The organism is Pseudomonas sp. GW822-FHT04H02 (assembly GCF_058800645.1).
Genome location: NZ_JBXAMM010000001.1, coordinates 997,996 through 1,010,063, shown reverse-complemented (window position 1 = coordinate 1,010,063; position 12,068 = coordinate 997,996). Strand labels below are relative to the sequence as shown.

The 12,068-nt window shown below is 64.7% G+C and carries 10 protein-coding genes and 2 pseudogenes; 8 read left to right on the top strand and 4 right to left on the bottom strand.

The genetic code is table 11. The features are described 5' to 3' along the window. Positions 1 to 27 precede the first annotated feature (27 nt). Positions 28 to 2,361: a bifunctional acylase PvdQ gene (pvdQ, locus tag AC1RMG_RS04710; RefSeq protein ID WP_493168523.1), complete on the bottom strand. Its 2,334-nt coding sequence runs from the start codon at positions 2,359 to 2,361 to the stop codon at positions 28 to 30. A 296-nt stretch (positions 2,362 to 2,657) separates the two neighbouring features. On the opposite strand from pvdQ, the gene AC1RMG_RS04705 reads away from it, so the two are divergent. Continuing rightward, positions 2,658 to 3,038: a hypothetical protein gene (locus AC1RMG_RS04705; protein WP_011061190.1), complete on the top strand. Its 381-nt coding sequence runs from the start codon at positions 2,658 to 2,660 to the stop codon at positions 3,036 to 3,038. Between the two features lie 17 nt (positions 3,039 to 3,055). Here the strand turns inward: AC1RMG_RS04705 and AC1RMG_RS04700 are convergent, their stop codons facing one another. After that, positions 3,056 to 3,244 (bottom strand): hypothetical protein, encoded by a 189-nt coding sequence (locus AC1RMG_RS04700; RefSeq protein ID WP_015635538.1) that lies wholly within the window; start codon positions 3,242 to 3,244, stop codon positions 3,056 to 3,058. A 171-nt stretch (positions 3,245 to 3,415) separates the two neighbouring features. Between AC1RMG_RS04700 and AC1RMG_RS04695 the strand changes: the two genes are divergently transcribed. Then, positions 3,416 to 3,544 (top strand): hypothetical protein, encoded by a 129-nt coding sequence (locus tag AC1RMG_RS04695; RefSeq protein WP_011061188.1) that lies wholly within the window; start codon positions 3,416 to 3,418, stop codon positions 3,542 to 3,544. Positions 3,545 to 3,638: 94 nt separating this feature from the next. Here AC1RMG_RS04695 and AC1RMG_RS04690 read toward each other — a convergent pair whose 3' ends face one another. Continuing rightward, positions 3,639 to 4,553: a LysR family transcriptional regulator gene (locus AC1RMG_RS04690; protein ID WP_041118100.1), complete on the bottom strand. Its 915-nt coding sequence runs from the start codon at positions 4,551 to 4,553 to the stop codon at positions 3,639 to 3,641. A 118-nt stretch (positions 4,554 to 4,671) separates the two neighbouring features. On the opposite strand from AC1RMG_RS04690, the gene AC1RMG_RS04685 reads away from it, so the two are divergent. Beyond that, positions 4,672 to 5,667: an aldo/keto reductase gene (locus tag AC1RMG_RS04685; protein ID WP_493168521.1), complete on the top strand. Its 996-nt coding sequence runs from the start codon at positions 4,672 to 4,674 to the stop codon at positions 5,665 to 5,667. A 45-nt stretch (positions 5,668 to 5,712) separates the two neighbouring features. Here the strand turns inward: AC1RMG_RS04685 and AC1RMG_RS04680 are convergent, their stop codons facing one another. Then, complete coding sequence (locus AC1RMG_RS04680) at positions 5,713 to 6,246, bottom strand: hypothetical protein (protein WP_015635535.1); 534 nt, start codon at positions 6,244 to 6,246, stop codon at positions 5,713 to 5,715. Between the two features lie 441 nt (positions 6,247 to 6,687). Here AC1RMG_RS04680 and AC1RMG_RS04675 point away from each other — a divergent pair. The 5 genes and pseudogenes from AC1RMG_RS04675 to AC1RMG_RS04655 form a co-directional block, all read left to right on the top strand. Continuing rightward, positions 6,688 to 7,824: pseudogene (locus AC1RMG_RS04675) on the top strand (cache domain-containing protein); the annotation flags it as partial. A gap of 327 nt (positions 7,825 to 8,151) precedes the next feature. Next, positions 8,152 to 8,682: pseudogene (locus AC1RMG_RS04670) on the top strand (methyl-accepting chemotaxis protein); the annotation flags it as partial. Positions 8,683 to 8,761: 79 nt separating this feature from the next. Then, entirely contained in the window at positions 8,762 to 9,217 is a 456-nt protein-coding gene (locus AC1RMG_RS04665) for an SRPBCC family protein (RefSeq protein ID WP_011061183.1), read from the top strand. An 85-nt stretch (positions 9,218 to 9,302) separates the two neighbouring features. Beyond that, the gene (locus AC1RMG_RS04660) at positions 9,303 to 11,051 is read left to right on the top strand and encodes a copper resistance system multicopper oxidase (RefSeq protein WP_493168519.1); all 1,749 of its coding nucleotides are present in this window, start codon (positions 9,303 to 9,305) and stop codon (positions 11,049 to 11,051) included. After that, a complete protein-coding gene (locus AC1RMG_RS04655) occupies positions 11,041 to 12,039 on the top strand; it encodes a copper resistance protein B (RefSeq protein WP_019095245.1) in 999 nt (332 codons plus the stop codon). Before AC1RMG_RS04660 ends, AC1RMG_RS04655 begins: the two co-directional genes overlap by 11 nt. Positions 12,040 to 12,068 lie beyond the last annotated feature (29 nt).

Here is a 12,068-nt window from a genome sequence, read left to right as displayed (position 1 = left end):
CCTCCTCTTGATGCTCACGCTCAATCGTTACTGGCGCGCCAGTACCGCCCCCTTGCGCGGCTCTTCGATCACCTGCAACTGATACTGGCCATCGGCACGGATCTGCGCTTCGGTAAAGGGCAGCACGCTCCACTGGTTGCGGGCGAATGCAGCGGTCTGATCGCGAAAATGCGCTGAGGCCGGGTCACTGGACAGGGAGAACGCCAGCAGCCCCAGGGCGCGCGGCCCCTGCTCGTCGAAGCTGACCACGTTCAGGTAGCTGGTACCGCTGACCACTTCACGCTTGCCATCGGCCGCCGGCACGCTCTGGATGGCGTTGTACACCCCCAGGCTTTCAGGGCCGCCGGGCACCGGGGTCGGCCGGCCGCCCTGGCTGACCTGCTGGATATCGCCCCAACGAACGTCACTCCCCAGCCCGGCCTCGGCGACCTGCTGCGCCGAAGCCAGCATCGACTCGCGCAGTGCCCGGGCCACCGCTGGCCGGCCAATGGCCAGGCCCCGTGGGGTGTGCTGGGGATCTTTCGGGTCAAAGGCCACGCGCCACACGCTGGGGTCCTGCAACAGCGGCTGCATGATGCCCTGGAAGTGCACGAAGCCCAGGCCGGCCTGCAACCCCGCGCTGCGGTCCCAGGCTTTCAGGCTGGCGCACACCGGCCCCAGGCGCTGGGCATCCGCCCCCAGGTCCTGCTCACAGAACTGCAGCAGATCGGGCATCACCTGGCCGGCCAGGTACACCTGATCGTCCGTGACCAGGTGCTGCAGGTCACTGACCTGGGCCTTGTGCATCCGGCTCAGGCGATCCAGAGCAAAGCGCGCGCGCATCTTCAGCGGCACGTCCTGCTCGCTGATCACCGGCGAAAAGCCTTGCAGCGGCGCCGCCGGGTTGACCATCCAGGCCGAATCGTTGGAATGCTGCAGGTAGTCGTTGCGCGCCAGTTGCGGCAACTGGCTGGCGGCGAAGATCCCCGGTTGCGCCGCTGCCGGGTCGATATCCCAGGCGCAGGCACTGCGCGAGCCATCCAGAACGATGACCCGGGTGCCGGCCCGCGGATCACTGCACTGCGCCAGCTTGGCCTGGGTGACGTTGGGCACCACCGACTGGTTCATGTACAGCGCCCGGCCCTGGTCGTCCACCGCCAGGGTGTTGACCCAGGGAATGCCCTGCAACTGGTGCACGCTGTCTTGCAGGCCGGCCACGCTGCTGGCCTGGTTCATCGCGTACCACTGGGCCAGCACCCGGCTGTTGTCCAGGTTGGCGTCGCGCAGGCTGTAGGCATATTGATGATCCCAGTCCAGTTCCCCCGGCCACTGCACGATCGGGCCGAAGACCGAGCTGTAGAGCGTGTGCGTACGCGGCTGCAACTGGCCGTCCGGGCCCTTGCTCTGCACGGTCAGGGTCTGGCGCTCCAGGGGTAGCGAACGGCCGTCCAGCAGGTAGCGGGTCGGGTCCTTGGGGTCCAGTTGCAAGCGGTACAGGGTGAAGTGCTTGGAGGCGTCCACGGTGTGGGTCCAGGCCAGGTGCTGGTTGAAGCCGATATTGATCAGCGGCAGGCCGGGCAAGGCCGCGCCCATCACATCCAGTTGCCCGGGAATGGTCAGGTGCATCTGGTAGAAGCGCATGCCGCCGACCCAGGGGAAATGCGGGTTGGCCAGCAGCAGCCCACGGCCGTTGAACGAACGCTCGCTACCGATGGCCACCGCGTTGCTGCCACGGTCCAGGGCGAAACGCTGCTGGCGTGCCGCCGCCAGTTGCCAGTGCTCGGCCGGCAGCCCGGCCTGGGCCGTGGCTCCAGGTGGCGTGGCCCCGGCCAGGGCCTCGGCGAATTGCCCGGCACCGCCTTCCACCAACAGGCGTCGGGTCAGTTTCACCAGGTCCGAGGTGGCCAGCGGCCGCACCCAGTCACCCCGGCATTGCTCGGGCAGGCCCTGGGCCTGGCGCTCCGCCAGCTGGCGGTTGTAGCCCTCCACGTAACCCTGCATGCGCTCGCGCATCGCCGGGGTCTGGGCCTGCCAGAAGGCCGCCACGGCCTGGGGAGTGTTGAGCCAGCTGAAGAACAGGTCGCTGCTGAGGTTGTCGCGCTGTTCCAGGGTCTGGCTCTCGGCGCCGAAGTATTGCGAGCGCTGGGCGTTGACCGTCAGCACCTCATTGGCCATCAGGCACAGGTTGTCCTGGGCGTAGGCGTAGCCGATGCCGTAGCCCAGGCCGCGCTCGTCGTCGGCACGGATGTGCGGCACACCAAAACTGGTGCGGCGAATCTCGGCGCGGGTCTGCTCGGGCTGCGCCAAGGCATGGGCGCCACCGCTGAAGCTTAGAAACAGGGCTGCAAGGCAAAAACTCGGTAACTGCCTGGAAATGATCACGCCGACTCCTGATGCAAAAATACAGAACCAGGACTGGTGTGCAGGAGCGGTTGGCAACGCCGCCAGTCTGGGAATCCAGCCGCGCACGGATCACCCGACGCCTGCCTGCCCATAAAGACGAAATGCTTGAAAAAAATTTAATCCGCAAAGGCCAAAAGCCCCGCCATCACATGTCAGCGACCTGATACCGACAAATTTTCTACATTCAGGACTTCATGATTTGCCGTGCTCGTTCGTCTAGTTACTAGAGCATCCATCATTCTTTTCCTGATCAGGCTCTGATAAGGAGTTTTTGCATGTACAACCCGCAACTGCCAATGGACGGCAACACCGTGAACAGCACGCCTTCCCTGAATGCCGGCGCCGGTGTCTTCGGCAAGAACGCCGAGCGCAACAGTAATGAACGAATCAAGCACCTGCTCAAAAGCTTCGGCCTGCGTACCAGCCTGATTCGCCTGAAAGTCATCGACGCCCTGCTCACCGCGGCCCAGAGCGACCGCTCCCTGGGGGTGCGCGGCATCCACAGCCAACTGCTGGAACTGGATATTCCCCTGTCCTTTCTCAGTGTGCGGGAGGTGCTCAAGCGGCTGTGCAGCGAGGGTGTACTGACCCTCAATGCAGACAAGAGCTACAGCCTGCACCAGCAGGCCGCAGCGGTGCTCGACGGTCTCTCCTGAGGCCATCGAGCCCGGGCTCAGGGCTTGACCTTGCGGCGCATCACGCCGTTGATCACCACCACGACCACCGCCACGCCAATGGCGATGTACTGGAACAGCTTCTCGCTGATGATGCCGTTGTTCTGCAGGTAGGAAAGGCCAAGCATGATTCCCAGTACCACCAGGGAAATCAGAATCGAGTAGATCAAGCGTTGTTTCTGAGTCATTGCCGGGTCCTGAAGCTGAAATTGTATCTGCCGTGTATCAAGATCGATGCCAAGCACATACCCGGATTCGGGGATGTGCCGGGCAAATCGGGGTCACATGGTACAGGCGCGAAGGAGTTTTTTCTTCCTTGTCGTCCTGCCGTGTTCCCCGAGCCCTTTGAGGATTGATCCATGTTTCGTCGAATCACGCTGCTGATTCCCCTGCTGGCCATGCTGACCCTGTCGGGCTGCATCATCATGCCCCACGATGGCGGGCACCACCGCTACTACGACGGCGGCCCGGGCTACTATCACCGCTGAGTCATCCGGCCAGCCCATCGGCCCCATGAGCCGCCCGATCTCGCCACCAGCGCCCGCCTTGTCGCGGGCGTTTTGCTGTCTGGCACCCGGCCATTCAGGGGCAAGAAATGTGATTGCCCGGGCGGGCGAACAGCTCCACCAGCCAATCGATGAATACCCGCAGGCGGGTCGACAGGTGCCGCTGGGGCGGGTACAGCGCGGTCAGCGGCAATGCAGGCAGCGGGTAGTCCTCCAGCACCCGCTGCAGGGTCGCGTCCTGCAACTGCCGGGCAACGTGGTAGTACGGGGTCTGGATCAGCCCGTAGCCGGCTTCGCAGGCCGCCAGGTAGCCATCGGCGCTGTTCACCGCCACCCGCTTGGGCAACTGCACCGGCTGCAACTGGCCGGCGAAGAAGAATTCCAGGCCATAACGCTTGCCGCTGACATTGGAGAAATACTCCACCATCTGATGCCCTTGCAGCTCTTGCGGAGTACGGGGAACCCCCCGCTGGCGCAGGTACCCGGGGCTGGCACAGGTGACTTGCTGCAACTGCGCCAGCGGCCGCGCCACCAGGCTCTCGTCCAGGGCCGGGCCGCCGCGCAGCGCACAGTCCACGCCCTCGCGGATCAAGTCCACCGGGCGGTCATTGAGGCCGATCTCCAGTTCGATCTGCGGATAGCGCGCGGAAAACTCCGGCAGCGCCGGTATCACCAGCAACCGGCCGATGCCCACCGGCATATCGACACGCAACAGTCCACGGGGGTTGTGCCGGGCCAGGGAGAACGCCGCCTCACTCTCCTCCAGGTCCGCCAGCAAGCGTACGCAACGCTGGTAATAGGCGGCTCCGTCCAGGGTCGGGCTGACCTGGCGGGTGGTGCGGTGCAACAACTGCACCCCCAGATGGGCCTCCAGTTGCTTGATCAGAATGGTCACCGAAGCCGGCGGCATCTGCAGACTGTCGGCAGCCTTGGCAAAGCCGCCCAGCTCGACGATACGGGTAAAGACGCGCATGGCGTTGAAACGATCCATGGAGCAAACCTGCCGATTATTTAGAATTCAATAATAGTGATAGCACTTTTAGCCTATTTATCGGTTTTTTGTCGAGTAGCACACTGCAGGCTCTTTCCCCTTACCGGAGCATTCATCGATGCGCACTCGACAACTGGGCCAGGACGGCCCGCAGGTTTCCGCCATTGGCCTGGGCTGCATGGGCATGAGCGATTTCTACACCACCGGCAACGATCCCCAGGAAGCCGTCGCCACCTTGCATCGGGCCCTGGAACTGGGCGTCAACCTGCTCGATACCGCCGACATCTACGGCCCCCACAGCAACGAAGAGCTGATCGGCCGGGCCATTCGCGGCAAGCGCGAACAGGTGTTCCTGGCCAGCAAGTTCGGCATTGTCCGCGACCCGGCCAACCCGGCGGCCCGCGGGGTCGACGGCCGGCCGGAATACATCCGCGCCGCCATCGACGGCAGCCTGCGGCGCCTGGGGGTGGACACCCTGGACCTGTACTACCAGCACCGGGTCGACCCGGACGTGGCCATCGAGGAAACCGTCGGCGCCATGGCCGAGCTGGTCCAGGCCGGCAAGGTGCGCTACCTGGGCCTGAGCGAAGCCTCGGCGGCAACCCTGGAGCGGGCGCACAAGGTGCATCCGATCAGCGCCCTGCAAAGTGAATATTCGCTATGGAGCCGGGATCAGGAAGACAACGGCTGCCTCGCCGCCTGCCAGCGCCTGGGCATCGCCTTCGTGCCCTACAGCCCGCTGGGCCGGGGGTTTCTCACCGGGGCCCTGAAAAGCCCGGAAGACTTCGCCGCCGACGACTACCGGCGTTTCAACCCACGTTTCCAGGGCGAAAACTTCCAGCACAACCTGCGCCTGGTGCAACAGGTGCAGCAGTTGGCGGCGGACAAGGGGGTGAGCAGCGGGCAACTGGCCCTGGCCTGGGTGCTGGCCCAGGGCGATTACCTGATTCCGATTCCCGGAACCAAGCAACGACGGTATCTGGAGGAGAACGTGGCGGCGCTGGAGGTGAGGCTGAGCGCCGAGGAACTGGCGTCACTGGAGCAGATCTTCAGCCCGCAGACCACCGCCGGAACCCGGTACGCCGAAGAGGTAATGGGCTTGCTGGGGCGTTGAAAGCAGAGCTGTGCGCGCACCGGCAGGCAGTGCGCGCCATGGGAATCAGGCCTTGGTGGAGACGTTCTTGTCGGTCACCGTGGTGCCGTTGCCCTTGCCATAGTTCTGCAGACCCTGAAGTACATAGATGGCTTTCTTGTACTCGGGGATCAGGTAGTTGGCGTACTTGTTGCCCTTGAGGTTGTTGTTCTGGATGTCATCGAGCTTCATGGCGAAATACTCGAGGGCATTGAACGGCTGATCGGGGTTCTTCGGAATCCCGAAACGGTCGAACTGATCGCCCGCGTTGATCAGGTTCAGCGCCGTGACATCGGAAATCAGGCCATTGTTCTTGAGAAAGGTACTCATGCCGCCCAGGGACTTGGCGGTGACGTTGGTCGGATCGAAACCCTTGATCTGCTTGTGCAGCTTCAACTGATCCATCTTGCGGATGTCGAGCACGGTAGGGTTCTGGCCTACCAGGCTGAGCATCTGCCGTACCTTGGCGCTTTGGGAAACCGGTTTGGACGAGCTGCCCGGGCTTTCCTGCACCAGCAGCCCAGCCTTGCTGGTCCATCCGCCGACGTATCCGATTGCCATGCTGTAACTCCTGTAGTCCGGCCTTCCAATCACCTTTTTCAGCACCATGAAACTTCTGACAAGGTGCCTGAACAAGGATGTAAGCCGTGTTGAAACATCTGAATGGGCGCAAGTATCAACGCCGTGGCAAGCACCAACAACGCTTTATTTCCTGAATTTACAATTTTTGTACAAACTCGACACAATTACCGCAAAGGCCCTGTTTAAAAGGCCCGGGAAGTTTTCCCGCACATCAAGGCGTCATCTTTTCATGCCTGGCCTTGCCCTTGACCGGGCGCCTTTGCCCTACCCCACCATCCCTGGGCACAGTTTTTTTCCAGGGCATGCCTTTTTTTGGACGATCGTACTAAAGAGCGGAAAAACCGCGCCGACATCCTGTGGATGCCCTGACAAGGCATCGCATTCCCGAATAATAAAAATCGCTCGGTAAGGACAGGTCCCATGCCCGCTTTGCGCACGATTCAAGCCCGCTACACGCTGTTTCTGGTCCTGTTCATTGTCTTGATGCTGATACTCACGGTAGTGGGCATCAGCCAACTGGTAGCGCCCAAGCTGCGTCATACCGAAGAACAGGTAGCCCTCAACCGCATCGCCGAAGTGGCGCAGCGCATCCAGGGCGAACTGAACAAGGTCCAGGCCCAGCAACGCAGCATCACCCAGACCATTCCCCTGCTCGACAGCGACAGCATCGACAAGGTCCTGCCGGGCCTGGTGGACCAGTACGGTGAACAGAAAGTCTTCGGCGGCGGCATCTGGCCCCTGCCCGGCCAGCGCACCCCGGGGCGCAACAAACACAGCACCTTCTGGCACCGTGACGCCTCCGGCAAACTGGTGGTCAACACCTTCTGGAACAGCGACCCGGCGCCCAACTACTACGAGCAGCCCTGGTACCTGGGCGGCATGCAGACCGCCCCCGGCCAGTGCGCCTGGGCTGCGGCCTACAAGGACGATGCCAGCGCCGAGCCGCGCACCAACTGCGCCATGGCCATCCGCCGCGACGGCCAGCCCTGGGGCGTGGCCACCATCGACGTGACCCTGGGTTTCTTCAACGACCTGGTGGCGCGCCAGGAACAGGCACTCAAGGCCGAGATGCTGATCGTCGAAGCCGACGGCAAGATCATCAGCAACAGCTCGCGGATCAACGGCCCGATCGTGCTCAAGAACATCCGCGACCTGAGCCCCGGCTCCCCTTTCGCCGCCCAGGTCCAGGCCGCCCTGCAGCAGCGTGACCAGGGGGCACAGCGCGTCGAGTTCGACAATGCCGGGGTGCCCAGCACCTTCTTCATGCGCGCCATCGAAGGCACGCCCTGGTTTCTCGCCAGTGCCCTGCCGACCCAGCTGATCACCGCCCAGCGCGACGACGTGCTGAGTACCCTGAGCCTGTTGCAGATCCCCATGGTGATCCTGCTGGTGTTGCTGCAGGTCTATGCGATCCGCCAGCTGGTGCAGCGTATGAAGATCCTCAAGGGCAATATCGACGCCCTGGCCACCGGCGACGCCGACCTGACCCGGCGTATCGTGATCCGCGCCGAGGACGAACTGGGGGCCATCGGCCACTCGGTGAACCGCTTTATCCAGTACCTGCAGCAGATGATCGGCGAGGTCACCCAGGCCACCGAGGCCATGGCCGGGAGCCTGGGGCAGTTGCAGCAGAGCTCGGCCCACAGCCAGCAGATCCTGTTGCGCCATGCCTCGGAAACCGATCAGACGGTGACCGCCATTACCGAAATGAGCAGCACCGCCGACAGCGTTGCCGCCAACGCCGCCCAGACCGCAGACTTCACCCGCCGCGCCAACGAACACGCAGAACGTTCCCGGGTGGTGGTGGGCGAAGCTTCCGGCAGCGTCATCGCCTTGATCGACGAAGTCGCCGATGCCACCCACAAGGTCGAGGCCATGCAAGCCGACGCCCAGCGCATCACCGAGGTCCTCGGGGTGATCGGCGCCATCGCCGGGCAGACCAACCTGCTGGCCCTGAACGCCGCGATCGAGGCCGCCCGGGCCGGAGAACAGGGCCGCGGCTTCGCCGTGGTCGCCGATGAAGTGCGGGCCCTGGCCGCGCGGACCCAGGACAGCACCTCGCAGATCAACGAAATGCTCGCGCGCCTGACCCAGGGCGTGAGTTCCTCGGTCAGCGCCATGGAAAACACCCAGGCCAGTTGCCAGTCAGCGGCGGATGCCACAGCGCGGGTCAACAGCGGGCTCGACGAAATGGCCGACTCGGTGAGCCAGATCAACAGCCTGAGCACCCAGATCGCCACCGCCGCCGAACAGCAGAGCGCTGTGACCGAGGAGATCAACCGCAGCATGGTGAGCATCCGACACATGGTCGAGGAGCTGGTGGACAGCGCCCGGGCCGGGGAAAGCAACACCCAGAGCCTGTTGCAGGCCAATGCCCAGGTCAGCCACCTGATGAGCCGCTTCAAAGTCCGCTGAACGGTCTGCCCCCGCCCCTGGCAGCCCGCCGGGGCGGGGCTATATTTCAGGCTCCGGTCACAAGGACGTGAGGTGCCTCATGGGACAGCGCCAGACACATCTGTTGCATGAACAGATCAGCCACGAACTGTTTATCCAGGCCAGTATCGACACCGTCTACTACTACGTGACGCAGCCGGACCGCTGGCCGGAGTGGCACCCTTCCAGCCTGCGTGCCGACACCGGCCTGTGCGGTTCATTGCCCGCCGGCCACCGCTTCAGTGAAACCATGGACTTGCTGGGGGTGCAGCTGCCCATCAGCTACCGGGTGCTGGTGGCGGTGTTTCCCAAGGAGTTCAAGACCCTGTTCAGTTCCGCCGCGCTGGACGGTTCGATCCACTACCTGTTGAGCAAGCAGGGCGACGGCACACTGTTCCGGCGCACCCTGGAATACGCCACCGACCTGCAGCTCAGTGGCCTGCGAGCACGCATGGAGCAGCTTTCGAGCCAGGCCCTGGGCAACCTCAAGCAGCGTCTGGAACAGCCCGACGACTGACAAATCTGTAATGCCCACCTCAGTTTCCTGACAGCCAGCGCCGATTAGAGTCCGCTCCAATCCGCTGACTGACTGGAAGCCTCCGATGCCGCGCCCCTCCTCGTTCCACAGCCCCTCCCGCCGCACCTTCGTCAAGGCCCTGGCTGCCGGTGGTGTGCTAGCCGGCTTCGGCCTGTGGCGCAACCCGGTCTGGGCCGTCAGCAGCCCGGGCCAGCCCGAGGTCCTGGCCGGCAGCGACTTCGACCTGTGCATCCAGCAGTTGCCGGTGAATTTCAGCGGCCGGCCACGCAAGGCCATGGCCATCAACGGCAGCCTGCCCGGGCCCCTGCTGCGCTGGCGCGAAGGCGACCGGGTGACTGTGCGGGTGCGCAACCGCCTGGACCAGCCCAGTTCCATCCACTGGCACGGGATCATCCTGCCGGCCGACATGGACGGCGTGCCCGGCCTGAGCTTCGAGGGCATCGAGCCCGGCGGGCTCTACCGCTACAGCTTCCCGGTCAAGCAGCACGGCACCTACTGGTACCACAGCCATTCCGGGCTGCAGGAGCAACTGGGGGTGTATGGCCCGCTGGTGATCGACGCCCGGGAACCGGAGCCCTTCAGCTACGAACGCGACTACGTGGTGCTGCTCTCGGACTGGAGCGACGAGGAGCCGGGGCAGATCCTGCACACCCTGAAGAAACAGTCCGACTACTACAACCAGCACAAGCGCACCCTGGGCGACTTCATCGAGGACGTCGGCCGCGACGGCTGGGCGGCCACGCTGGCCGAACGCAGCATGTGGGCGCAGATGAACATGACCCCCACCGACCTCGCCGATGTCAGCGGCGCCACCTATACCTTCCTGCTCAACGGCCAGGCCCCGGGCCAGCCATGGTGCGGGCTGTTCCGCCCCGGCGAACGCCTGCGCCTGCGAGTGATCAATGCCTCGGCCATGAGCTATTTCGACCTGCGCATTCCCGGGGTGCAGATGACCGTGGTCGCCGCCGACGGCCAGCACGTGGTGCCCGTGACCGTGGATGAACTGCGCATTGCCGTGGCCGAAACCTTCGACGTGCTGGTGCAACCCGGTGCCGGAGCCCACGCCTTGTTCGCCCAGGCCATGGACCGCAGCGGCTATGCCCTGGGCACCCTGGCCAGCGCCCCCGGACTAGTGGCCGAGGCACCGGCCATGGACCCGCGACCGCTGCTGGGCATGACGGACATGGCCATGGGTGCCATGGATCACGGGGCAATGCCGGGCATGGACCATGGCGCCATGGCCGCCATGGATCACGGCGCGATGAACGCCACGATCAGCCACCCGACCTCGGAAACCAACAACCCCCTGGTGGACATGCAGGCGGTGAACCCCATGCCGCGCCTGGACGATCCGGGCATCGGCCTGCGCGACAACGGCCGCCGGGTGCTGCGCTACGCCGACCTGAAAAGCACCTTCGCCGACCCCGACGGTCGCGAACCGAGCCGGACCCTGACCCTGCACCTGACCGGGCACATGGAAAAGTTTGCCTGGTCCTTCGACGGCATTCCCTTTGCCGAAGCCGAACCCCTGCGCCTGCGGTATGGCGAGCGGCTGCGCATCGAACTGGTGAACGACAGCATGATGGCCCACCCCATCCACCTGCACGGGCTGTGGAGCGACCTGGAGGACGAACACGGCCGCTTCCAGGTGCGCAAGCACACCATCGACATGCCCCCGGGCACCCGCCGCAGCTACCGGGTCACCGCCGATGCCCTGGGGCGCTGGGCCTATCACTGCCACCTGCTGTACCACATGGAAAGCGGCATGTTCCGCGAAGTCCGGGTCGAGGAGGAACGCCACCATGAAGCTTGATTACCTCCGCTTCACCCGGCAGCCCGGCGTTGGCCTGGCCCTGCTCCTGCTGGCCTGGCCCTGGGCACCGGCACAGGGCGAATCGATGCCGGGCATGGACCATTCCAGCGTGCCCGGGACCGCCATGGGCGCCATGGACCACTCGCAGATGCCCGGCATGCAGGCGCCGACACAGGGCCAATCGACGCCCGGCGTGGCCCCCTCCACCATGCCCGGCCACGCCATGGGTGCCATGGACCACTCGCAGATGCCCGGCATGCAGGCGCCAGCCCCCACACGAAGCCGCACACCGATCCCGGTGCTGACCGATGCCGATCGGGCGGCGGTCTACCAGGGCCCCAGCGGCCACATCCACGGCCCGTCGCTGAACACTTTCCTGCTGGTGGACCAGTTGGAATGGCAGGACGCCGACCCGGGCGGCAGCGTCGCCTGGGAGGTCGAGGGCTGGGTCGGTGGCGACCGCGACCGGCTCTGGCTGCGCAGTGAAGGCGAACGCACCCGGGGCGTCACCGAGCACGCCGAGCTGCAAGCCCTGTGGGGCCATGCCATTGGCCCCTGGTGGGACCTGGTGGGCGGCCTGCGCCAGGACTTCAAGCCCGGCACGCCGCAGACCTGGGCCGCCCTGGGGCTGCAAGGCATGGCCCTGTACAACTTTGAAAGCCAGGTCACCGCCTACCTCGGCGAGGACGGCCAGGCTGCCTTGCGCCTCAAGGGTGACTACGACCTGCTGCTGACCCAGCGCCTGATCCTCCAGCCCTCCGCCGAGGTCAACCTCTATAGCCGCAATGACCGGCAACGGGGCCTGGGCGCAGGCCTGGCGGACAGCGAGATCGGCCTGCGCCTGCGCTACGAGATCCGCCGCGAGTTCGCTCCCTATATAGGGGTGACCTGGAACCGCAGCTACGGCCGCAGCGCCGACTACGCCCGGGACGAGGCCGAGCTGGACAACGACCCGCGCCTGGTCCTGGGCCTGCGCCTGTGGTTCTGAAGGCCACAACCGCTGGCCGGCCTTGGTAT

Excerpts from the sequence above, each read along its gene's own strand:
- AC1RMG_RS04705 (WP_011061190.1), top strand. The coding sequence starts at position 2,658 with ATGTACAACCCGCAACTGCCAATGGACGGCAACACCGTGAACAGCACG.
- AC1RMG_RS04700 (WP_015635538.1), bottom strand. The coding sequence starts at position 3,244 with ATGACTCAGAAACAACGCTTGATCTACTCGATTCTGATTTCCCTGGTG.
- AC1RMG_RS04695 (WP_011061188.1), top strand. The coding sequence starts at position 3,416 with ATGTTTCGTCGAATCACGCTGCTGATTCCCCTGCTGGCCATGCTGACC.
- AC1RMG_RS04690 (WP_041118100.1), bottom strand. The coding sequence starts at position 4,553 with ATGGATCGTTTCAACGCCATGCGCGTCTTTACCCGTATCGTCGAGCTG.
- AC1RMG_RS04685 (WP_493168521.1), top strand. The coding sequence starts at position 4,672 with ATGCGCACTCGACAACTGGGCCAGGACGGCCCGCAGGTTTCCGCCATT.
- AC1RMG_RS04680 (WP_015635535.1), bottom strand. The coding sequence starts at position 6,246 with ATGGCAATCGGATACGTCGGCGGATGGACCAGCAAGGCTGGGCTGCTG.
- AC1RMG_RS04665 (WP_011061183.1), top strand. The coding sequence starts at position 8,762 with ATGGGACAGCGCCAGACACATCTGTTGCATGAACAGATCAGCCACGAA.
- AC1RMG_RS04660 (WP_493168519.1), top strand. The coding sequence starts at position 9,303 with ATGCCGCGCCCCTCCTCGTTCCACAGCCCCTCCCGCCGCACCTTCGTC.
- AC1RMG_RS04655 (WP_019095245.1), top strand. The coding sequence starts at position 11,041 with ATGAAGCTTGATTACCTCCGCTTCACCCGGCAGCCCGGCGTTGGCCTG.